Source organism: Methanobrevibacter sp., from assembly GCF_045541095.1.
Classification (GTDB): domain Archaea; phylum Methanobacteriota; class Methanobacteria; order Methanobacteriales; family Methanobacteriaceae; genus Methanocatella.
On the sequence record NZ_JAZQIJ010000030.1, the window covers coordinates 1 to 22,146 of the forward strand.

The 22,146-nt window shown below is 36.9% G+C and carries 19 protein-coding genes; 13 read left to right on the top strand and 6 right to left on the bottom strand.

Translation table 11 applies throughout. The features are described from left to right. Nucleotides 1-97: 97 nt before the first annotated feature. The 9 genes from ACKI2P_RS01140 (at nt 98) to ACKI2P_RS01180 (ending at nt 11,776) form a co-directional block, all read left to right on the top strand. On the top strand, nt 98-811 hold the full coding sequence (locus tag ACKI2P_RS01140) for a class I SAM-dependent DNA methyltransferase (protein WP_407374414.1): 714 nt from the start codon (nt 98-100) through the stop codon (nt 809-811). Nucleotides 812-992: 181 nt separating this feature from the next. Continuing rightward, a complete protein-coding gene (locus ACKI2P_RS01145) occupies nt 993-2,591 on the top strand; it encodes a bifunctional N(6)-L-threonylcarbamoyladenine synthase/serine/threonine protein kinase (protein ID WP_407374415.1) in 1,599 nt (532 codons plus the stop codon). Between the two features lie 222 nt (nt 2,592-2,813). Next, on the top strand, nt 2,814-3,365 hold the full coding sequence (locus ACKI2P_RS01150) for an XTP/dITP diphosphatase (protein ID WP_407374416.1): 552 nt from the start codon (nt 2,814-2,816) through the stop codon (nt 3,363-3,365). A gap of 59 nt (nt 3,366-3,424) precedes the next feature. Continuing rightward, a complete protein-coding gene (locus ACKI2P_RS01155; protein ID WP_407374417.1) occupies nt 3,425-3,823 on the top strand; it encodes a 30S ribosomal protein S15 in 399 nt (132 codons plus the stop codon). Then, nucleotides 3,813-5,147 (top strand): DHHA1 domain-containing protein, encoded by a 1,335-nt coding sequence (locus tag ACKI2P_RS01160; protein WP_407374418.1) that lies wholly within the window; start codon nt 3,813-3,815, stop codon nt 5,145-5,147. Before ACKI2P_RS01155 ends, ACKI2P_RS01160 begins: the two co-directional genes overlap by 11 nt. 2 nt (nt 5,148-5,149) lie before the next feature. After that, on the top strand, nt 5,150-6,337 hold the full coding sequence (locus ACKI2P_RS01165) for an aconitase X (protein ID WP_407374419.1): 1,188 nt from the start codon (nt 5,150-5,152) through the stop codon (nt 6,335-6,337). A 121-nt stretch (nt 6,338-6,458) separates the two neighbouring features. Beyond that, on the top strand, nt 6,459-7,844 hold the full coding sequence (locus ACKI2P_RS01170) for a Mur ligase family protein (RefSeq protein WP_407374420.1): 1,386 nt from the start codon (nt 6,459-6,461) through the stop codon (nt 7,842-7,844). Beyond that, complete coding sequence (locus ACKI2P_RS01175; RefSeq protein WP_407374421.1) at nt 7,837-9,345, top strand: Mur ligase family protein; 1,509 nt, start codon at nt 7,837-7,839, stop codon at nt 9,343-9,345. The genes ACKI2P_RS01170 and ACKI2P_RS01175 overlap by 8 nt, the downstream gene beginning before the upstream one ends. Nucleotides 9,346-9,451: 106 nt before the next feature. Next, nucleotides 9,452-11,776, top strand: coding sequence for a DEAD/DEAH box helicase (locus ACKI2P_RS01180; RefSeq protein ID WP_407374422.1), 2,325 nt, complete (start codon nt 9,452-9,454; stop codon nt 11,774-11,776). Between the two features lies 1 nt (nt 11,777). Here ACKI2P_RS01180 and ACKI2P_RS01185 read toward each other — a convergent pair whose 3' ends face one another. Genes ACKI2P_RS01185 through hisS form a run of 4 tightly spaced genes read right to left on the bottom strand, consistent with a single transcriptional unit; the run spans nt 11,778 to nt 16,090 of the window. After that, nucleotides 11,778-12,533, bottom strand: coding sequence for a sugar phosphate isomerase/epimerase family protein (locus ACKI2P_RS01185; protein WP_407374423.1), 756 nt, complete (start codon nt 12,531-12,533; stop codon nt 11,778-11,780). Between the two features lie 7 nt (nt 12,534-12,540). Next, nucleotides 12,541-14,382, bottom strand: coding sequence for a PINc/VapC family ATPase (locus ACKI2P_RS01190; protein WP_407374424.1), 1,842 nt, complete (start codon nt 14,380-14,382; stop codon nt 12,541-12,543). Nucleotide 14,383: 1 nt separating this feature from the next. Next, entirely contained in the window at nt 14,384-14,791 is a 408-nt protein-coding gene (hisI, locus tag ACKI2P_RS01195; RefSeq protein ID WP_407374425.1) for a phosphoribosyl-AMP cyclohydrolase, read from the bottom strand. A 3-nt stretch (nt 14,792-14,794) separates the two neighbouring features. Continuing rightward, nucleotides 14,795-16,090, bottom strand: a complete 1,296-nt coding sequence (hisS, locus tag ACKI2P_RS01200) for a histidine--tRNA ligase (protein WP_407374426.1) — start codon at nt 16,088-16,090, stop codon at nt 14,795-14,797. An 84-nt stretch (nt 16,091-16,174) separates the two neighbouring features. Between hisS and ACKI2P_RS01205 the strand changes: the two genes are divergently transcribed. Continuing rightward, a complete protein-coding gene (locus tag ACKI2P_RS01205) occupies nt 16,175-17,020 on the top strand; it encodes a shikimate dehydrogenase (RefSeq protein ID WP_407374427.1) in 846 nt (281 codons plus the stop codon). Nucleotide 17,021: 1 nt separating this feature from the next. After that, entirely contained in the window at nt 17,022-17,711 is a 690-nt protein-coding gene (locus ACKI2P_RS01210) for an ATPase (RefSeq protein WP_407374428.1), read from the top strand. Nucleotides 17,712-17,748: 37 nt separating this feature from the next. On the opposite strand, the gene ACKI2P_RS01215 is transcribed toward ACKI2P_RS01210, so the two are convergent. Continuing rightward, entirely contained in the window at nt 17,749-19,281 is a 1,533-nt protein-coding gene (locus ACKI2P_RS01215) for a replication factor C large subunit (protein WP_407374438.1), read from the bottom strand. 9 nt (nt 19,282-19,290) lie between these two features. Next, complete coding sequence (locus ACKI2P_RS01220; protein ID WP_407374429.1) at nt 19,291-20,238, bottom strand: replication factor C small subunit; 948 nt, start codon at nt 20,236-20,238, stop codon at nt 19,291-19,293. Between the two features lie 149 nt (nt 20,239-20,387). Between ACKI2P_RS01220 and ACKI2P_RS01225 the strand changes: the two genes are divergently transcribed. After that, the gene (locus ACKI2P_RS01225) at nt 20,388-21,347 is read left to right on the top strand and encodes a zinc metalloprotease HtpX (protein ID WP_407374430.1); all 960 of its coding nucleotides are present in this window, start codon (nt 20,388-20,390) and stop codon (nt 21,345-21,347) included. Nucleotides 21,348-21,356: 9 nt separating this feature from the next. Beyond that, the gene (locus tag ACKI2P_RS01230; protein ID WP_407374431.1) at nt 21,357-22,088 is read left to right on the top strand and encodes a tRNA (adenine-N1)-methyltransferase; all 732 of its coding nucleotides are present in this window, start codon (nt 21,357-21,359) and stop codon (nt 22,086-22,088) included. Nucleotides 22,089-22,146 lie beyond the last annotated feature (58 nt).

Sequence of the window (22,146 nt, forward strand, 5' to 3'; positions counted from 1 at the left end):
GGATAATATCAAATAACCAACGATATATAATAAAAAACCTAGGAATCCTCAACTTCAATAAGTTGAGGTAGTTCAATGACTACAATACGTGATTTAATTGAGCACTGATTTATACAGGAAATTTTCTAAAGTTTATGATAATTGTCATGCAAGTGACTATTCTGTTTTTATGGGTGAAATTGCCCTGAGCTATCTCAATGAATATCATTCGGGTGAAACTTTCAAAAGCAATATTGATTTATGTTGCGGCACAGGTGAACTTTGCAATTTTTTCATGGAAAATGGTATCAAATCAAAGGGTGTTGACATTTCACATGAGATGCTTGAAATCGCTTGCGATAAATATCCTGATGTGGAGTTTATAGAAGCGGACATTTCGAAATACACTGATAATGAAAGGTATGACTTTGCAACATGCTTCAACGATTCAATAAACCATATCTGTGATGTTGACTCGTTAAAATCTGCCATAGAAAATATTGGAACATGCCTGCGAAAGGATGGTTATTTCATATTTGATGTGAACAACTTCAATTTCGTCAGTTTTGAAAAATACACTTCCCTTGCTAAAGATGATATGGAGATGACATATCACTTTCAAAGAAACGACAAATTCATTACATGCGATATAGAATACATTAAGGACGAAAAAGTAATATGGGCAGAAAAGGCATATGAGCGAGAATACACGGTTGATGAACTGGCAGGGATTTTAAACGATGCAGGATTTGTCATCGAAATATGTTCCCAACACTTTTTTGAAGATCAAGAATTAATTAAATGGAAATTCGTTACAAAAAAGATTATTTAAAAAGATTTTCCTGAAATCATGCTCATAGTAGCAAAAAACATCCTAAAAATGATGGAATAAAATTAATATTATAAAAAATTAATAAGTAATATAGTATTCAAAAATTTATATGAACCCGAAAGTCAACGGGGATAGCTTGATGGACAAACATTAAGCAAAAGACTATAATTAATTTTTTTCAGTGATTATATTGATAAGTTTAGGAATTGAGGGAACTGCAGAAAAAACCGGTGTAGGTATTGTAGATAGTGATGGAAATATTTTGGCAATGGCGGGCGAACAGCTATTTCCTGAAGAGGGAGGCATTCATCCAAGAATTGCAGCGGAACATCACGCAGAATGGATTCCTAAATTAATCCCGCAGGCCATCGAACAGGCGGGTATTTCCTATGAAGATATTGATTTGATTTCTTTTTCACAGGGTCCGGGTCTCGGTCCGGCCTTGAGGATAGTTGCAACCTCAGCAAGGTCTCTTGCACTGTCACTTAAAAAACCGATAATCGGCGTAAATCACTGTATCGGCCATGTTGAAGTTGGAAAACTTGACACTGGTGCTGTAAATCCAGTTTCACTTTATGTAAGTGGCGGAAACAGTCAGGTTATCGCTTATGAAAGCGGAAGATATAGGATTTTCGGTGAAACCCTGGACATTGCAATCGGAAACTGTCTTGACCATTTCGGCCGTGAAAGCGGTTTGGGCCATCCCGGTGGGCCGGTTATTGAAAAATTGGCCAAAAATGGTTCATACATTGATTTGCCTTATGTCGTAAAGGGAATGGATTTCTCATTTTCAGGATTGCTGTCCGCTGCATTAAGGGAAGTGGAAAAAGGCACTCCAATGGAGAACATTTGCTATTCACTTCAGGAAACTGCCTTCTCCATGCTTGTTGAAGTAACTGAACGTGCCCTTTCACATACTCAAAAAGATGAAGTAATGCTTTGTGGTGGAGTTTCAGCCAATTCAAGATTACGTGAAATGCTTAAGATAATGTCTGAAGAGCATGGTGCCAAATTCTACATGCCGAAAATGAAACTTTGCGGAGATAATGGGGTAATGATTGCATGGCTTGGGCTTTTGATGTGTAATGAGTTTGGACCGATGGATTTGTCTGAAACAGGAATCATTCAAAAGTTCAGAACTGATGAAGTTGATATTCCATGGATTGACAATACCAAAACTTATTTGACTCTTCCGGATGAATTTATTGCAAAAGGCGCTGAATCCAACATCGTTAAAAGCAATTATTTGGGTGAAAAAGCGGTAATTAAGGATAGAATTCCTAAAAGTTACAGGATTCCTGAAATCGACAATAAAATTAGAAAGGCAAGAACCAAAGAGGAAGCTAAGCTATTGTCCGATGCCAAAAGAGCAGGTGTTAGGACTCCTGTTTTATATGATGTTGATTTAAATCGCAAAGCCATTACAATGGAAGAGATTGATGGGGTAATGGTTAAGGACATTATGGATGAGGAGTTATCATACAGGATCGGTCAGGAAATTTCAAAGCTTCATGATGCAAATATCATACACGGTGACATCACTTCATCAAATATAATGCTGCAGGACGATAATTTGGTTTTCATTGATTTCGGACTTGGAAGATACTCACAATTAAAAGAGGATAAAGCAGTTGATTTGCTGGTTTTGAAAAAATCCCTGCAAAGCATAGACTATAATCTTGCTGTTAAATACTTCGATTTGGTATTGGATGGTTATGGGGATGAGTCTATATTGAATACAATTGCCGATATCGAATCACGGGGCAGATACACCCATTAATTTTTTCATTTGGCTATGGGATATTCAAAAAAATAAAATAAAAATAAGTGAAATTGTCACTTATTTTTTAACTTTCACACTTGTTTTAATGACTTCGCCGCCGTATGATATTTTTGCGGGGTATTTCTTACCAACTTTGAGTTTTTTGATAACACTTTTCTTTATGGTTACCTTGGCAAATACCAATACTTATATTATTAGCATAATAAAAAACTTAAAAATATGATAACATTTATAACTGGGAACAAACATAAAGTAGAAGAAGCAGAGAATATTTTCAAAGATTATGACATTTCTTTAAAGCATATTGATTTAGGTTACGAAGAACCTCAAGGAACTCTTGAGGAAGTGGCTATATCAGGCGCAAAATATGCTTGTCATGAACTTGACTGTCCTGTGATTGTTGAAGATGCTGGTTTATTCATTAGGGCTTTGAATGGGTTTCCGGGAACATATTCTCATTATGTTCAAGATACTATAGGAAATCAAGGAATTTTAAAGCTATTGAAAGATACTGATGACCGTTATGCCGAATTCAGGTCAGTTATTGGGTACTGTGCCCCCAATTCTGAGCCCAAGACTTTTTTAGGCAAGGTTGTAGGTGAAATCGCAGTTGAAGAAAGAGGAGATTTAGGATTCGCTTTTGATCCTTTGTTTTATGTTCCGAGCGTCGGCAAGACATTTGGGGAACTGACAACTGATGAGAAAAATCAGTTTTCACATAGAAAAAATTCATTAAAGAAATTTATAGAATGGTATTCCAGTCAAGAGTAACTTTATTTTCTGTTAATTGGGCTTATTTAAGATTTAATAAATTTAAAGAGGTTTATATTATGGCAAGACCAGAATGGGTAACTTACAGTGATGAAGAAATTGAAGAAATGATTTTAAAATTTAACAGAGAAGGTAAAAGTACTTCCGAAATAGGTATTATATTAAGAGACCAATACGGAATTCCTTCTGTTAAAGATGTAACTGGTGAAAGAATTACTGAAATTTTAAGAAGAAACGGTCAAGCAGGAGAATATCCTGAAGACTTATTAAACTTAATCAAAAGAGCAGTAAACATCAGAGATCACTTAGAAGAAAACCCTAAAGACTTACACTCAAAAAGAGGTTTAACTATCATCGAATCCAGAATCAGAAGATTAGCTTCTTACTATGTAAGTGAAGGTAGATTACCAGAAGGTTGGAGATATAATCCAAGAGAAGCAGCACTCCTTGTTAAATAGAGCTAGCGAAGCTTGCAATATGCTTAAGGAGCATATTGAAAATGATGCTGTTATAAGAATAATTTCTCATAACGATGCTGATGGAATTTCAGCAGCAGCTGTTATAGCTAATGCTTTGGCCGAAGAAAACGTCCAATTCCATGCATCTTGCATCCCTCGTCTAAAGGAAGATACAGTAAATCAGCTTAGAAGTGAAAAGTATGATTTATTTATCTTCTCAGACATGGGAAGTCCTTTCATTAAGGAATTTAACACCTATAAGCACGATGTCATTGTTGCTGACCACCACCAGGTAGATGATACTGAAAGCGAAAGCAATGTTGTTCATGTAAATCCTCATCTTTTCGGTGTTGATGGAAGTAAGGATTTATGCGGTGCGGGTTCAGCTTATCTGACTGTCCGTGATTTGGACAAAAAGCATCTGGCTTATTTTGCATTGATTGGTGCATTCGGTGATATGCAAGGTCAGAATGGATTTACCGGTGTCAATAAATTAGTTCTTGATGATGCACTTCAAAGTGGCAATCTGGAAATTCATGAAGGTTTAAAGATAGTTTCAAAATCAACAGAACCTATTTTCAAATCACTGGCTTATACTTTTTCACCTCCGCTTCCCGGAATCAGTGGAGATCTTGATGGAGCTCGTGAGTTTTTAGAACGCATGAATCTGTCTTATGGAATTAAATTCACAGATCTGGAAGATGAAGAGAAGGATTTGCTTAAGGACGCATTGATAAATATCAATCCTGAAATTTTCGGGGACTGTTATACTGTTCCTCGTGAAACTCCAATGCTCAGGGACCTGGAAGAGTACTCTTATGTTCTTGATGCATGCGGAAAAAACAAAAAGCAGGGATTGGGTTTAAGTATCGCATTAGGTGAAAGGGAACAGGCATTGGATGCGGCATTGAGACTGCAACGTCAATACAGGGACCAAATCGTAAAAGGCCTTCAATGGATTAAAAAGGAAGGTGCTCAGCAATTGAATGCAATTCAATACTTGTACAGTGAAGATAAGGTATTGAAATCAGTAATGGGTACTATTGCAAGTATTGCTTTATCTGTTGAACTGCTGGATGATTCTAAACCTGTACTTGGATTATCAAGGCTTCACAATGACATAAAGATTTCTGGAAGAACCACAAGAGATACAGTTGAAAAAGGTGCTGATTTAGGAAAGGCATTAAGAGATTCATCAAACAACTTCGGAGGTAATGGAGGCGGCCACGATATTGCGGCCGGAGCCATGATTCCATTCGAAAGTAAAGATAATTTCTTGCATTTGGTTGATGAAATGGTTGAATATCAATTGAATGGTGATTAAAAATGTTTTTAACAAACGAAGAACAACAAATGTGCGATGGTGAATTTGGAGAAACTATTAGAAAAAGCATGGATATTTTAGTTGCTTTAGGTGATATCTATGGCGCTTCCAAATTGGTTGACATCACCTCTGCCCAAGTATCTGGTGTTTCATATAAAACAATTGGAGATGCCGGTCTTGAATATCTTGAGGATTTGGCCAAGGATGGTTCCGGCAAAGCAACAATAAACGCATCCTTAAATCCGCCTGGAACTGACTTGGACAATTGGGAAGCATTAGGTTTTCCACGTGACTTTTCAATCAAGCAAAACCAGATTGTAGATGCATATGCAAAGCTCGGAATTTCCAAAACCTGTACATGCACTCCATATCTTGTTGGAAACGTGCCAAGATTCAGAGATCACGTATCCTGGTCAGAATCATCTGCTGTTGCTTACGTCAATTCTGTAATTGGTGCCAGAACCAATCGTGAAGGAGGTCCTGCTGCACTTGCTGCAGCTATTGTTGGTAAAACTCCTTTATACGGATTCCATCTGGCTGAAAATAGACAGGCAAATCTTGTTGTAAACGTGTCCTGTGAACTCAATGGCGCTGACTTCGGTGCTTTGGGTTATATCATAGGTAAAGTTGTTGGAGGGGGAGTTCCTTACTTCAAAATCCCTAATGTTCCAAACAACAATGACCTGAAAACCCTTGGAGCGGCACTTGCTTCATCAGGTTCAGTTGCACTTTACCATGTGGAAGGCGTGACTCCTGAATCAAATCTAATCAACAGTGCTGAAATTGAAGATATAATGTTCATATCAGACAAAGAAATCCAGGAAACTCGTGAAAAGTTAACAACCACTGATAGGGAACCTGATTTGATTTGTCTTGGATGTCCTCATGCATCACTTGAAGAGATTAAACAAGTAGCAGGCATCGTACAAGGTAAAACAATTAAAAACAAATTGTGGATTTGCACATCCGTTAGCGTAAAGGCCACAGCCGATAGGATGGGATACACCGAAATCATTGAAAACGCAGGTGGAAATGTCGTATGTGACACCTGTATGGTTGTAGCTCCTATTGAGGATATGGGCTTTGAAGTCATTGGTGTGAATTCCGCAAAGGCAGCAAACTATGTTCCGTCAATGTGCGGACTTGATGTTGTTTATAATGATGTAGAAAATCTTATTCAGTTTGAATAAGTTTTCTCAAATTCTTTTTTTTTAAAAAAACAGATTTAATTGTAATTTTCTTTTTTTTGTAAAACCTTTAAATTAAATAAACTCCAAAAATTATACTAATGAAATTGTGAGGAAGACTATTATGAATTATTTAGTTGTTGGAGCTGGAAATGCTAGTAGGCCTGTTGCAAGACTACTAAATTATTTGGGTCATGATGTTGTTATAACTGATTTAAAGGATATTTCTGAATTCAAAATAGAATTTCAACGAAGTTTGATAGAAATTGAAAAGGAAGGTGTCACCCTTGACATGGCAAATAAGGACCCTTCAATCGATGGGTTTGAAGCAGTTTATATGCCTCCTACTTTACCCGATTCCGCCCCAATCGCTCAAAAAATCAATAATTCTGATTTAAAAGTTTTAACCAATGAAGAGTTTTCAAAAATAGTCAATGATTTGATTCCTATGGATATCATTGGAATTACCGGAACCATGGGAAAAACAACCACAACCTTCATAACCACCAGCCTGTTCAAGCAGGCCGGATATAATGTATGGTCATGTTCTTCTCTGGTAAACAATCTGGTTTCAGAAGCAATCATTGACGGAATTGTAAAAGGTAAGGCACAGGAATGTGATATAGCTATTTTTGAACTTCCTCACGGTACAATCGGCCTTTTGGACAGGCTGGATATTAAAATAGGTCTTTTGACAAACATTGCTGAGGACCATCTGTCCGAGTTTGGAGGCTCATTGGAAAAATATCAGCAACGTAAATTAATCTTGCAGGCAATGAGTGAAACATTCATCTCCAATGATTCATGCAGGGACATAATAGAAAAGGTTAGGGACGATGCAATCTTTTACGCTCTTGACAAGGATGTTGACTTCAAAGGTAAAATAGGAGACGAATCACTGACAATATCCTATGGCGGTGATGAATTTACCACACCGTTCCACATGATGAGCTACTTTTTTGAAAATTCTGTTGCGGCATCTGCAGTTGCATTGACTTATGGCGTTTCAAAAGAGGATATCATTGACGCTTTAACTGATTTTAAAGGGCTTCCTGCACATATGGAGGATGTAGGTAATTATAACGGAAGGAAAGTCATTCTTGATTCTGCATTTTTATATGACGGCATGAAAATCACTCTCGATTACTTTAAAGATGATAGTGTAGTACTGTTCTTGGATCATTTTGATACATTGTCCGTAAGGGATAAGGCGGAAGTTGGTGAGCTTGTAAGCAACTACGATATCAAGGTTGTCATTGCAAGCGGTTTCAATGAGGTAACACAGGAAGTTGAAATGGATGCTGCCCAGGAGATATTGGACGCAATCACCAATCCGAACATTGAAAAGGTAGCCGTTGAGGATATCACAAAAGCGGCCGAATTGACATTCAAATATTCCGTGCCTGGAGATATCATTCTGCACATGGGGCCTCTTATAGCATATGACAGACTGACAACTGTTGAAAAGATTATGAAAGGATTAGATATAGGAAGTAAAAAGTATGAATAAAAATAAGACCTTCGGAGTTATTGGTGTTTGTGGGGCAAACGGTAACTTGATAGCCAGAATATTAAAACAAAGAGGATTCAACGTAATCGGAACAGATTTGTCTTTCAAAAAGGATTGCCGGTTTGCAAAATCTTTGGAAGGTTATGATATTGAAGTTTTCTATGGACAGACTCCTGATAAATTCTTCAAAAAGGCGGATTATATAATTCCTCCCGCCAGCTTGTCAAAGGATTCAGATATATTTAAAAAGATTGACAAGCCTATTTTAGAATTATGCGACATTATTGAAATGATAAAGCCTGAAAAACCGGTATATGGAATTACCGGAACAAACGGCAAGACAACTTCTACCACACTTCTTAAAAAAATTGCCTATGACAATGGAATCAAGCCATGTGAGCATGATTTGGAAGGCATGCAGGGAAATGCCGAGTTCATTCCTATTCTTCAATCCAGACTGGATGGAGATGTTGGAATTTTGGAAGTTGGCACATTCGGTGTTCCCGGAACCGTTGGAAGAATAGTAAAAAATACCCAAATGTCCGGCGGATTAATCACCAACATTACTCCCGACCATTTGAATGATTTGGGAAGTTTCATGGATTATGCAAATGTCAAAGGCGAATTCATTAAAGAATTGCAGATAGGTAAGCTAATTGTCAACGGTCAGGATCCTACAATTATGGGTCTTTTACGTGAACTTGACTTCAAAGGTGAAGTCATAACATTCGGAGTTGATGAAATGCCTGATTCAATAGGCATGAAGGAATGCGTCTGCGGTGAGGAGATTGCAGTTAAGGAAATCATTTCCGGATGTGGATATTACTTCTGCAAATGCGGAATAACAACTCCTCAGGTGAATTACATTGCAACAAATGTCGATTTGTCAAATAGAACTTTCGATTTACACACTCCAACAGAAAAATTAACAGTAAAAATGGGTGTGGACGGACTTCACAATGTGTATAATTTAACAGGAGTCATAATTGCCGCCCATGAATTTTTAGACATTCCATATGAAAAGATTTTACCTTCAATTGCCAGCTTCACTGGTGTAAGTGGAAGAATGGAAGAGGTCGGCAAGGTAAAAGGCAAGGACATTTTTGTCGACTATGCCCACAATCCTGCAGGTGTTGAAACCGTATTGAAGGAATTCAAAAAATTGTTTGGAGACTTTACTACAGTGATTACCGTTTCATCCGAATCAGGCTATGTCGGAGATATGGATATTTTCAACAGTGTTTTAAAATTCTCAAAGTTCATAGTACCTGCATCTGTGGCTTCCCAAAAGATTGCGGTTGAAAAGCTCAAAGCCAATCCAAAATTGAATGACAGGATATTTTTAAACCATGTGGATAATTTTGAAAAGACCGGAACATTGGGTGCTTCAAAAGAAGAGGTTCGCGATGGGCTTAAAAAAGCGTTAAACCTTGACTGTGAAATGGTTATTGCAATCGGTGAAGCGGCCACCAAATTCAAATCACTGGTTTTTGAATTGTGATATTACTTATCAAATGCTCTCACTAATGCTTTATAAGTAAAAAAAATTTAATAACATATTAAGGGTTATTGGTAAACTCATTTTATATTATTTAGAAGGTTTAATAATGGCTAGTTATATTTCACATCCTCTGATTAAAAAGGATTCCATCGAATCAAGATTGTACCAGCAGGTTTTAGCGGGGGATGTACTGAAAAAGGGAAATACGATGGTTGTTGCACCTACTGCATTAGGTAAAACTATAATTGCAATTCTGGTTGCTGCAGACAGGTTGCAAAAGGTTAAAAATTCAAAAGTATTGATTTTAGCCCCATCCAAACCGTTAGCCATCCAGCATGAAGACAGCTTCAAGGAGTTTTTAACTCTTCCATGTTCATCCATAACAGGAGCCATCAAAACCGATGAGAGGGTTAAAAGATGGGAAGAGTCCAGAATAATTTGTGCAACTCCACAAACTGTCGAATCAGACTTATTGAATGGACGTTACGATTTGAGTGATGTTTCACTTATTGTTTTTGACGAATGCCACCATGGTGTGGGAGCATACTCTTATGTTTATTTGGCTTCCCGTTATGTTCAGGAGTCCAATTTCAATCTCATTTTAGGTTTAACTGCATCTCCCGGTTCGGATAAGGCCAAAATCAAGGAAGTTTGTGAAAACTTATATATTCAAAACATTGTAGTTAAAACCGAAGATGATGTGGACGTAAGGCCATACTTCAATCCTGTCGAAATTGATTGGGTAAGAGTGAAAATGAGCTCTGAGCTTGAAAAAATCAAAAAATATGTCGATAAGGCATTGAAGGTCAGACTGAAAGCATTGAAAAATATGGGCATCATCAATACAGTATCTGTCGGTAAAGTGGATATTTTAAAGGCAAGGGGAAGAGTGCAGGGTGAGATTGCAAGGTCGGTCAATCCCGATAAGGAACTGTTCCAGGCCATTTCCATCTTAAGTGCGGTCATCAACATTCAGCATTCTCAGGAGCTTATTGAAACCCAGGGTGTTCAAACTTTCAACAAGTATATTGGCCGTCTTCGAAAGAAAAAAACAAAAGCCGCCAAATCCCTGATGTGGGATGACAACTTTGGAAGGGCTGTCAAAATGGCCCGTGATGCAGAAAGGCACGGTTGGGAGCATCCGAAACTCAGGGAAGTAACAAAAATTCTGAAAAAGGAATTGGGTACCAGTGATGGTCAAACCAAACTTCAGTCAGACAGGTTTGCCGAGAAAAGTGATGATAAATCTTCAAAGATTATCGTATTTACACAATATCGTGATACTCTTGAAATGATTCATCAAAAACTTGAAAAAGAAGGAATCAAATCAGCCAAATTCTTTGGTCAGGCATCTAAAGATGGTGAAAAAGGTTTAACTCAAAAAGAACAGAAAGCCATCATTAAATCTTTCCGTATGGGTGAATATGACGTATTGCTGTCAACCAGTGTGGCCGAGGAGGGTATAGATATACCTGCTGTTGATCTGGTTGTATTGTATGAACCGGTTCCATCTGAAGTTCGTATGATTCAAAGGAGAGGTAGGACCGGCCGTAAAAGGACAGGGCGTGTAAAAGTTCTGATTACAAACGGAACAAGGGATGAAGCTTATTACTGGTCCAGCATCAATAAGGAACACAGTATGAGAAATCAACTGATAGATCCTGAAGTGCTGAGGGAATTAAATGAATCCGCCGTTCAGAGAATGGAGGACGAGAAAAAAATAAAGGTTATTGAAAGGCCTCAGGAAGAAAAAAAATCACAGCTTGTGGTGTATGCCGATTCCAGAGAGGGTAATTCGAAGGTCATAAGACATTTGTCCATGATGGAGATTGATGTAAAAGTTCATTCAATGGCTGTTGGTGACTATCAGGTTAGTGATGAGGTTGTAATCGAGAGAAAAACGGCTAAAGATTTCGTAGATTCCATAATTGACAAAAGACTTTTCAAACAGGCTCGTGAACTGTCAGAAGAGTTCAAACGTCCGCTGCTTATTCTTGAAGGAGACGATATCTACAACGGCATGCTTCATCCGAATGCCGTCAGAGGTACATTGGCCGCCATTGCAATTGATTTTGGCATAAGTATCATTCCTACCAGAAATTCTCAAGACACTGCTGCAATGATTAAAAGGATTGCCATGCGTGAGCAAAACGGCGAAAAGACTCATATTCAAATAAGAACTGATAAAAAACCAGTCAGTTTATGGGAACAGCAATTATTCATCATAGAATCACTGCCTAATATAGGTCCGGTCAACGCTAAGAATTTACTCCAGCATTTCGGTTCTGTCTTAAATGTAATCAACGCTTCTGAAAGTGAGCTTCAGGAAGTTGAGGGTATCGGTAAGAAAACTGCTAAAAATATTAGAAAAGTAGTTGAGTCAGAATATTTATATTTCAAAAAAGAAATTAAAGAAAGAAAACTTCTTTAATTTAAATTTTAAAGTTTTTTTTCATATATTCGTAACTTTTTTTAATGGAATCGAAGTCATTTACTTCGAGTATATAGATGCCATCAAAATTATTTGCTTCTAAAGTATTGATGATAGTGTTTAATTCAATAGAGCCTTCACCTAATGGCAAGTGTGCATCATCATCACCAAAATTATCATGGGCATGTATGTGTTTAATCGAATCAAAATACATTTCGTCTGCGGAGTATCCGACATGGTTTGCATGTCCTATGTCCAGGGTCATGAACATGTCAAGTGAAACCAGAAGCTCGTTCAAATCATACATGTTTTGATAAATCATGGTTGGGAAGTTGGGCATGTTCTCAATTGTGGAAAGCACTCCCAAATCTTTGGAAAAATCACCAAGTTCTTTAATTGATGCCTTTGCGGTTTCAATAACCTTTTCAGGGAAAAACTTGTTCGGTAAAAATGAGGTCTGTCCGGGGTGGATAACAACAGCTTCGGCATTAATTTCATTGGCAAATTCTATTGATTCTTTTATCTGCCCGACGGAATTCATTCTACTTTTTTCCTGCAGGGATGCAATATTTACATCCATGAACGGTGCATGTATAGTATATTTCAGATTATAGCTTTCAAGCAGATCAGTTTCTATGTTTTCTGTTGGAAACTGATGTACCAGCTCAACGTATTCGATTCCCAATCCTTCAATATAGTCCAATGTTTCTTTCAATGTTTTGTCTATCCCCGCCAGGGATGATGCGCCAATTTTCATGTTATCACTATTTTCTAACGGCCGTAATCTCCAATCCCATTTCTATTGCTTCAAGTATGAAATCGGACAATTCAATTCCGTTTTTAATTTTAATTTCTCCTTTTTTGGATGTGGTTGCTGTAAGCAAGTATTCTCCGCTAATTAGAATATCAAAGTTTTGCCTTCCGTTTTCTCTTCCCAATTCCAAAATCATCTGTTTTCTTGTATGGGTAATGTCAACTTCAATAGGAGTTTTATTGACCGGTTTTTCTTCGATTATTTCAACGCCTAGGCTGATTCCGATATCCTGTTCTATTTCAGCTATTCGCTTACCGTTTTTGCCGATGATTTTTGGTACATACTGGTCGGGAATGTAGATATTGGCCCTTTCAGGGGATACGACTTCAACTTCAACTTTGGCCTTTTTGGGAAGGATTCTTTTTATTTTCCTTAGGATTTCCTTTTCTGCAATAATGTCTACGGAAGATTTACGGTTAGGTTCACTTCCGCCTCCATTAACAAGCTCCATATCCATAACGATGGTCTGCTCACCGTATGTATAAATCTCATTTTTAAGCTCACCGGTTTCAAAGTCTCTCACTTCAATAACCGGCCTTGCAAGGTCAGCTTCCTTCATTCCTGTAGGGACTTTAACGGTCATTTTGGTTTCATAGACGCTTGTAACCCTACCGTTTTCAATGTATATGCTTGTATCGACAATTGACGGAATCACTCCAAGCTCCACCCTTGAGGCTATTCTTTGAATTGCATCTATCGGGCGGGTTGCATGCACGACACCAATCATTCCGACTCCTGCAAGCCTCATGTCTGCAAAGATGTTGAAATCGGTATTTTTTCTTAATTCATCATAAATTGTGTAATCCGGCCTCACAAGCAATAAAACATCTGCTGTATTTTCCATACTTCCTTCCAATGGAGCATATTGGGTAATGTCATCTGGCAGCTGCAAATCTCTTGGGGATTCCATTGTTTTAACGATCTTATTCAATTTTGATGAATAGTATTTGGCAATTGCCTGGACAAATGTGGATTTTCCTGCACCTGGAGAACCGGATATAAGAATTCCTTCAGCGCTTGTCCTGATTCTTTCCAACAATTTTTCTGAAAGGTTATATTCATCCAGACTTATATTGGCAACAGGTCTGACTGCAGTAATCTCTAAAGCCTCTGAAAATGGAGGATATGCAATTGAAATCCTGTATTCACGGGACTGCACAACAAATGAACCTTCCTTGTCGGATTCCATATATGTCTTTGAATCAGTTTTTGCCTTTTCAAGGATTTCATCAACAATGTCTGAAAGCTGTGAGTATGAATAGGGCTTGTTTTCCAATTTCACAAATTCAATGTGTCCGGGTGTTCCCTTTTTGGCCATGGGAACGACATTTTCCTTTAAATGAACGGACATGGTTTGCGCATCAAAGAACCTTTCGATTGATAATTTCTTTTCCACATATTTTTGTCTGAAATAGTGAACGGGAATTCCTTGGGCCTTTGCCACTTCCGCCTGAACCTTGTCATTTGTAACAAGGGTTCCGAATTCTGAGCGTGCAAGGTCTCTTATGATGCTGTCTATTTCTCCGCTTTTTGCATATCTGATATCGTAATTGGTAGGACGTTTGCCTTTAAAGCTTATTGCAAGTTCACCATCATCCTGCATTTCCTGAAGCTTTTGAAGCTCTTCAAGACCCTTTTTTCCTTCGGCTCTGTTGGCGTTTGCCTGGTGTTCGAGTTCGCAGACCACCGCTTCCGGTACAATTACTTCTGGATAGTCAAAGTCTCCGTTTTCTATCAGTTCGCTTACCGCACCTATTATGACTGCACTGGTATCTGGTATAATGCATTTCATTTTAATACACGTCTTCGGGATTTACAAGCCTTTCCAGAATGATTTCCAAATCATCATCCTTTAAATCTTCAATGTTTATGTCATTGTCAGTGTTAATTTTTCTAAAGAAGCATGAAAGGTATCCTTCATGGCATGCCGCTCCGGTCTGTTTGATTTTCAAGACAACTGCATCCATGTCGCAGTCAACAAGAATTTCCTGAACTTCCTGGAAATGTCCTGAACTTTCTCCCTTAAGCCATAACTTGTTTCTTGATGTGCTCCAGTAGTGTGCCTTTCCTGTTTCAATTGTTTTTATCAATGCTTCCTTGTTCATGTTTGCCAGCATCAGTATCTGATTAGTCTCAGCATCCTGGCAAACTGCAGTAATAACTTTAACACCGTTGATTTCATGTCTAAAGTTAATTTCCATTGTTTATTCTCCTTTAACGTAAGTTACTATATCCTCGATGTCGACCAGTTCCTGTTCACCGCTTATCATGTTCTTGATGGTAACTTTGTTTTCTTCAAGATCCTTTGCACCGATGATAGCTATTTTTTCCACTTTTATTTTGTCGGCATAGTTCATCAGTTTTTTGAATTTTTTGCCGTTCAGGTCAACATCTGCTTTTATACCATTTTTTCTAAGAGTTTGGGTTATTTCATACGCCTTCATTCTGACGTCATCTGAAATCGGAGCTACATAAATATCCAGATATGGAGGCAATTCATCTTTGTCTGTGAGTTCTTCAATCGCATTCATCAATCTGTCGAAACCTAGAGCAAAACCGGTTGATTCCACTTCTTGACCTCCAAATACTTTTACAAGACTGTATGATCCTCCACCACATATTTGCTTTTGGGCACCAAGTTCAGGAACATAAATTTCAAACACGATTCCTGTGTAGTAGTCAAGACCTCTTGCAACTCCTAAGTTTAGGGTATAGTTTTCAACATTGAATGCTTCAAGGAGAGTGATTAATTCTTTTAATTCGTCTAATGATTCTTTTGGCTCGTCATAAGGTTCAATCAAATCTTCGACTTCTTTAATAATGGATTTGTCTCCGACAAGGTCAATCAATTTTAAAAGAATTTCATTTAATTCATCATTGTCAATTACTGGTTCATCTCCGCTTAAGGATTCAATCAAGAGGTCTTTATCTCCCTTATCAATGACAACCATGATTTCTCTTTGGGTTTCTGTGGAGATATTGAAGTGTTTGAATAGTCCTCGGATGATTCCTAAATGGTTTATGTTAACATCAGCGGTGGTAATTCCTAATGAGTTGATTGCATCGGAACAAAGTGCAATTACTTCTGCTTCTCCTTGTGGGGTTTTTGCACCAATCAATTCACATCCAAATTGCCAGAATTGTCTGAATCTTCCTTTTTGAGGTCTTTCATATCTGAAACAGCTTCCATAGTAATACAGTTTGATTGGTTTTGTGGAAGTCTTTTCAAGTTCATTTAAGTATAATCTTGCTACAGGAGCGGTGATTTCAGGTCTTAATGTCAATTCCCTGTCTGATTTGTCCTTAAAATTGTACAGTTGGTCTACAATTTCTTCTCCTGATTTTGTAGTAAATAGTTTTAATTCCTCAAATAATGGGGTTTTGATTTCTTGATAACCATAACTTTCAAATATTCTTCTTAAGGTACTTTCTGCTTGTTTGCGTTCTCTCATTTCTTCAAATAAAAAATCTCTTGTACCTCTTGGTCTTGTAAATTCCATTTTTAAACTCCTTGTAAATGATATATTATAATTAAATTTTAGGTAAACAAATTTATATAATGTTTGGTACTCAATTTATTATATATGAATATCAAGGGTAGTACAAATATTGTAGGTTTAATAGGCCATCCTGTTGAGCACAGCTTTTCACCGCCGATGCATAATGCTGCTTTCTATGCTCTAGGAATGGATTGTGTATATGTTGCATTTGATGTTGATCCTGTAAATTTACAATCCGCTATTGAAGGTGCAAAATCATTAAATATAAAAGGATTTAACGTAACAATTCCTCATAAAATTGAGGTTATGAACTTTTTAGATGAAATTGATGATGTAGCACGTTTGATAGGTGCCGTAAATACAATCGACTTTAAAGACATGAAAGGATATAATACAGATGGAATTGGCGCTGTCAAAGCCATTGAAGAGGTAACTTCAATAAAAAACAAGGATGTTGTTATTGCCGGTGCAGGCGGAGCTTCAAGAGCAATATCATTTTACCTTGCAAAATTTGGGGCCAGTTCAATAACAATATTGAATAGAAATCCGGATAAGGCTCAGAGTTTAGCAGATGATATTTCAGCATCCGGTTTAATCGGTGATGTTAATGCAGATTCAATTTCTAAAATTTCGACCTGCTTAAAAAATGCAGATATTTTAGTCAATACAACACCTTTGGGAATGCATCCGAATGTTGAGGGATCTGTTGCAACTTCAAATGACATGCATGAAGATTTGGTTGTATTTGATGCAGTCTACAATCCTCATGAAACTTTACTTTTAAAAGAGGCTATAAAAGCAGGTGCAAAACCAGTATATGGAATTAAAATGCTACTTTATCAGGGTGTAGAAAGCTTTAAAATTTGGACGGGCCGTGAACCTCCAGTTGATGTAATGGAAAATGCTTTAAAACAATATTTGGGAAGATAATATGGATTTCATGTTTGATATTTCAGGACTTGCTCCGGAAGAGGAAAAATTTTCAACATCTAAAAAGGATGTATTGAAATATTTGAAAATGATAGGTGTAGATACCCGTTTCATTTCATATACTCCTGAAAAAATCTATATTAACTCTTTAAGATTTTCCAAGTTTTCACGAACACGTGAAAAGACATTTAATAAGCAATATCCTGACATTAAAATTGTAAGAAACAAATTGTTTCAAAAGATTTGTTCAAAGTCAGCTAAATTATTGACTTTGGAGATTAAGCCTAACTCAACAATATTGATGCCTGAAGATAACTTCATTTGTGAACTGATGTTAGAGCCATATACTCGTAAATATGGTGTAAAACTTGTTTATGATGGAGATTATGATTTAAAAGTCAATCCATTGATTTTGGATGATAAAGTCAACACCATTTTTGAAGGATTATTCAATGGTGAAGGATTAAATTTAGTTGAAAATGATGATGAAATCTATCCGTTAGCCAATGTTTCTCTTGAATGGATAAATTCATTTTTGGAAATGGACGGTCGGAAATTAATTAAAAAAGAAAATGATAATGAACTTGCAAACTCATTTTCTGAGTTTTTAGATGATGTTGCCCCTCAATATAGGGAAAATGTCGTTAGTGCTTCTGAGTTTATTGAAGAAAAATTAACAAATAATAAATAATTCCTTGAATCAGATTCAAGGAAAAAATATTCTGTTTCTAGAAGCTGAAAAGTGATACCTGCTTGTCAGTTTTCTTTTTCTCTTCAGATTTTTCTTCACTGACTTTTTCTTGAGGTGTTTCTTTTTCTGGTTCTTTTTCAGTTGTGTCAATTTCAAATGGAAGCTCTTCTTGAGGTGTTTCTTTTTCTGGTTCTTTTTCAGTTGTGTCAATTTCAAATGGAAGTTCTTCTTTAGGTTCTTCAGCTATAATTTCTTCGGGAACTGCATTCTTCATTTGTTTTTGAAGTTCCTCAAATCTCCTGTCACGCTCTTCAACTCTCATTTGAGCCTTTTGTTTTTCCATTTTATTTATGACTTTTTTAGGGATTTTCTTTTTCCTGAACCGTTTTATTTCATTATCATCCAATTCCAGAAAGTCGGAAATCTCCCATGCAAGCTCGTCATTTTGAAACATTATTTCCAGATAAGGGAACATTGCAATAGCTATGGAATGTGAAATGTGCATTTTTTCAGACATTTTTTCTGCAATTCCGTCTCTTAAGTTTCTTTTTCCACGATTGCGTCCCATTAATGTGAATATGGTTGGAGTTTGTATTTTTGAGAATTTCTTGTAAGTTTCTTTTTTAGATGAACTCACACCAATCCCCATAAAATCGCTTGCATATTTCCAATATCCATAATTTCTGCTGCTTCTGGCTCTTCCAAAATACAAATCGGCATTGGCTATATTTTCATAAGCTTTTTTGATTTCATTTTTGTTTGTATATTCTCTAGGAATATTCTCTGCAATGTATTCCATTACAAGTGTTGGGTCTTCATCAACTCTCAATGCTTCTCTAACATGCTGAGGATTTTTACTTTTCAAAACACCAGTTATTGCATTGAAAATATCTGATCTGTCATCTTTAGTACGTAAATTTTCTACTGCTTTTGGTTCTAAAACTTCTTCTTTGTCAGCTAAAGCCTGTAATGTATTAATTGCAGAACGCATATCTCCATTTGATTTTTTTGCAATCAAATCCAAAGCTTTCGGATTGGCTTTAATTTCTTCTTTTTGAGCAATCTCTTTTAAAGCTTTTCTAATACTTGGACTTCTTATTTTAGGCATTTTAATGACAGTACATTTTGGTTTAATGGATTGAAGACGTTTTGAGTAAAAATCATTAGCCATTAGTATCATTGGATGTTTGGAATTTTTAATTATATCTCCTATGGCTCTTACTCCTCCACGGTCATTGGTTCCGTGAATACCGTCCACTTCGTCCATTATAATTAGCTTGTATTCATCTCCGAACAGGGACCTTGAAGATGATGATTCACCAATAGTACTTTTAATAGCATCCTGTGAACGCTTATCACTTGCATTAAGCTCAATATATTCTGAAAACTCTTTTGCAATAACAAGTGCAAGTGTGGTTTTTCCAATTCCTGGAGGTCCAACTAAAAGGAGTGGTTTTTGTGGATTACCACTTTTCCAACTTCCAACCCAGTCCTGGATTATCTTCTTCTCTTTGTTGTTACCTACCACTTCATCTAAGGTCTGTGGTCGGTATTTGTCAGTCCATAACATTTCCATACCTTAAATGAATTTAGTTAAAAGAGCTTCAAGTTGGATTCTTGGGTTTGCCCCTTCTCGTATTCTAAAATCACAGTCTGCTATTGATTCAATCAAAGCTATATAAAAATCAGGTTCCATTTTGCCTTCAACAACCCTTTTGGAAACTTCCTGATAGATTTGGGTAACCATATCTTCACCGCTGGTTCCCTGCAGTACCATGGTTTCCCTTAATAATGTTCTAGCACCTAAAAAGTCTCCTACTAGTGCTTTGTTTATCATGTTTGAAATTTCCTGAGGTTTAGCTTTTGAAACCACTTCGTAAACGGATTCTTCACTGACTACTTCTCCTTCTGAAGTTGCTGCTTGAAGAACATTAACGGATTTCCTCATATCTCCTTCAGCAAAATAGACTATGGTTTCAATACCTTTTTCATCATATTCGAAACCTTCGTTTTCACAAATAAATTTAAGTCTTTCAGCTATTTCTTCGCCTTTAATTGGAGCGAATCTGAATATTGCACATCTTGATTGGATAGGATCGATAATTTTTGAAGAGTAGTTGCATGAAAGTATAAATGAAGCGGTTTTTGTATACATTTCCATTTCACGTCTTAGAGCGTGCTGTGCATCTTTTGTCATGTTGTCCACTTCATCCAGGAAGATTATTCTGAATGGAGCGCCAACAGGCTTTAATCTGCAGAAATTTTTGATTCTGTCTCTTACTGTATCGATTCCTCTTGCATCGGATGCATTCAATTCTAAAAAGTTTTGTCTCCAATATTCTCCTAAAATTGATTTGACTAATGCAAGTGCGGTTGTTGTTTTTCCAACACCTGCCGGACCTGTAAACATTAAGTTAGGCATGCTTCCTTCGCCTACATATTTTTCAAGTCTGGTAATGATTTGCTTTTGTCCTACAATGTCTTCTAACTTTTGTGGTCTATATTTTTCTACCCATGGTCCGCTCATTTAATCACCATTTCTTTACTAGTAACATATTATGTATTATGTAATTAAATTATTTTGTCATTAACTTTTTTAATATATGAAATCTAACTATTATATAATTTGAGTGAGCATTTGAAAAGTAATATTTCAAAAAATTTAAGGTGTTTAAAATGAAAGGTACATGGAGACTTAAATTAAGAATGGTTATTACATCTATTTTGATGTTTTCAATTGTTTATTTTTTAATATCTCTTGCTGGATGGTATTTGGGCATATCTAGCTGGAGAATATATATGGTTTTGAGCTTGGCAATTGTATTCTTGCAGTATTGGTTTGGACCATCATTGGTCAAACGTTCCATGAATGTAAGGCCATTGTCCGAAGCTGAAGCTCCTCACATTCACAAGATGATTGAGGAACTTTCCCAAGAAGCAGGTATTCCAAAGCCTGAATTGGGATTATCTGAAATTAACATTCCAAATGCATTTGCATATGGTAGGACAAGCAGAAGTGGCCACATTGCTATCACCCGTCCTATTCTGGGCTTGCTTGATTACGATGAGTTAAGGGCTGTACTGGGTCATGAGATGGGTCACATTAAACACAATGACATGGCCATAACAGCAGCTGTCAGTGTAATTCCGATGATATGTTATTATATTGCATTGTCTTTTATCTTTTCAGGGGATAGCAGAAATGGAGGAGGTTTCATAATTGGAATTATAGGCTATTTGTTTTACCTATTAGGCCAGGTACTGGTCTTGTTTATTTCAAGAACCCGTGAATACTATGCCGACGAGGCCAGTGTAGAGTTTGGAAACCGTCCTGCAGCATTGGTGTCTGCTTTATATAAATTGTCCTACGGTACTGCAAGGTGCAGCAAGGAAACCATTGATGAAGTTAACACAAACAGAGCATTCTTTGTTAATGACGTAAACAATGCAAAGCACGATGTTACAGATTTCCAGCAAATTGATTTTGACGGTGACGGAAAAATATCTGATGAAGAATTAAGAAGATTAGCAAATGCTGATGTTAAAATTTCAAAGAAAAGTGGGATTATGGAATTGTTCTCCACCCACCCTGATTCCTTGAAAAGAGTAAAAAGATTGGCAGAACTTGAAAATTAGGTGTAATTTATGAAGATGATTTTAGATGAACGTGGAAAAAAATATGTTTTAAAACCGGGTGAAGAGTTCCAAAGTGATTTGGGAATTGTAAAAGCGGATGTATTGGATAATGCAAAGGTAGGTGATGAAGTCAAAAGCCATCTGGACCACACATTTAAAATCATGAAGCCAAACATTAATGATTTCATAGACATTATGGACAGACGTTGCTCCATTCTCATACAAAAGGATATAGGTCAGGTTTTAGCCCACACAGGATTGGGTTCAGGTTCAAGGGTCGTCGATGCCGGAACAGGTGCCGGGGCAATCGCTTTAAACTTCGGAAATGTCGTAGGGCCGGAAGGTCAGGTGTATACTTATGAAATACGCGAGGATTTTGCCGAAGTTGCACAGAAAAACATAGAAAACTTTGGTATAACCAATATAGAGGTCAAAAACAAGGACATTAAGGAAGGAATTGATGAGGATAATTTGGATTTGGTATTCCTTGATTTGCCAAAGCCATTTGAAATATTTGAAGAGGTTCTCGAGTCTTTAAATGTCGGAGGATGGCTGACAGTTTATGCACCTTATATAGATCATGCCGAAACAGCATATCGTGTTGCTAAAAAATTGGGTTTCTATGATATTGAAATATTTGAGACTTTGGAAAGGGGTTTGGAGGTTCGCCAACAGGGTGTTCGTCCGAAAACACGTATGGTTGGCCACAGCGGATATTTGCTGTTTGCCAGAAAACTTTAAAATTGAAATATAATATATTTTTTCTATAAAATTTATTATATTTTTTTAATAAACTTTT

Bases quoted from the DNA above. Each gene is read 5' to 3' on its own strand.
- ACKI2P_RS01185 (WP_407374423.1), bottom strand. From the start codon at position 12,533: ATGAAAATTGGCGCATCATCCCTGGCGGGGATAGACAAAACATTGAAA.
- ACKI2P_RS01180 (WP_407374422.1), top strand. From the start codon at position 9,452: ATGGCTAGTTATATTTCACATCCTCTGATTAAAAAGGATTCCATCGAA.
- ACKI2P_RS01210 (WP_407374428.1), top strand. From the start codon at position 17,022: ATGGATTTCATGTTTGATATTTCAGGACTTGCTCCGGAAGAGGAAAAA.
- ACKI2P_RS01230 (WP_407374431.1), top strand. From the start codon at position 21,357: ATGAAGATGATTTTAGATGAACGTGGAAAAAAATATGTTTTAAAACCG.
- ACKI2P_RS01205 (WP_407374427.1), top strand. From the start codon at position 16,175: ATGAATATCAAGGGTAGTACAAATATTGTAGGTTTAATAGGCCATCCT.
- ACKI2P_RS01220 (WP_407374429.1), bottom strand. From the start codon at position 20,238: ATGAGCGGACCATGGGTAGAAAAATATAGACCACAAAAGTTAGAAGAC.
- hisS (WP_407374426.1), bottom strand. From the start codon at position 16,090: ATGGAATTTACAAGACCAAGAGGTACAAGAGATTTTTTATTTGAAGAA.
- ACKI2P_RS01175 (WP_407374421.1), top strand. From the start codon at position 7,837: ATGAATAAAAATAAGACCTTCGGAGTTATTGGTGTTTGTGGGGCAAAC.
- ACKI2P_RS01155 (WP_407374417.1), top strand. From the start codon at position 3,425: ATGGCAAGACCAGAATGGGTAACTTACAGTGATGAAGAAATTGAAGAA.
- ACKI2P_RS01150 (WP_407374416.1), top strand. From the start codon at position 2,814: ATGATAACATTTATAACTGGGAACAAACATAAAGTAGAAGAAGCAGAG.
- ACKI2P_RS01170 (WP_407374420.1), top strand. From the start codon at position 6,459: ATGAATTATTTAGTTGTTGGAGCTGGAAATGCTAGTAGGCCTGTTGCA.
- ACKI2P_RS01165 (WP_407374419.1), top strand. From the start codon at position 5,150: ATGTTTTTAACAAACGAAGAACAACAAATGTGCGATGGTGAATTTGGA.
- ACKI2P_RS01225 (WP_407374430.1), top strand. From the start codon at position 20,388: ATGAAAGGTACATGGAGACTTAAATTAAGAATGGTTATTACATCTATT.
- ACKI2P_RS01215 (WP_407374438.1), bottom strand. From the start codon at position 19,281: ATGTTATGGACTGACAAATACCGACCACAGACCTTAGATGAAGTGGTA.
- ACKI2P_RS01190 (WP_407374424.1), bottom strand. From the start codon at position 14,382: ATGAAATGCATTATACCAGATACCAGTGCAGTCATAATAGGTGCGGTA.
- hisI (WP_407374425.1), bottom strand. From the start codon at position 14,791: ATGGAAATTAACTTTAGACATGAAATCAACGGTGTTAAAGTTATTACT.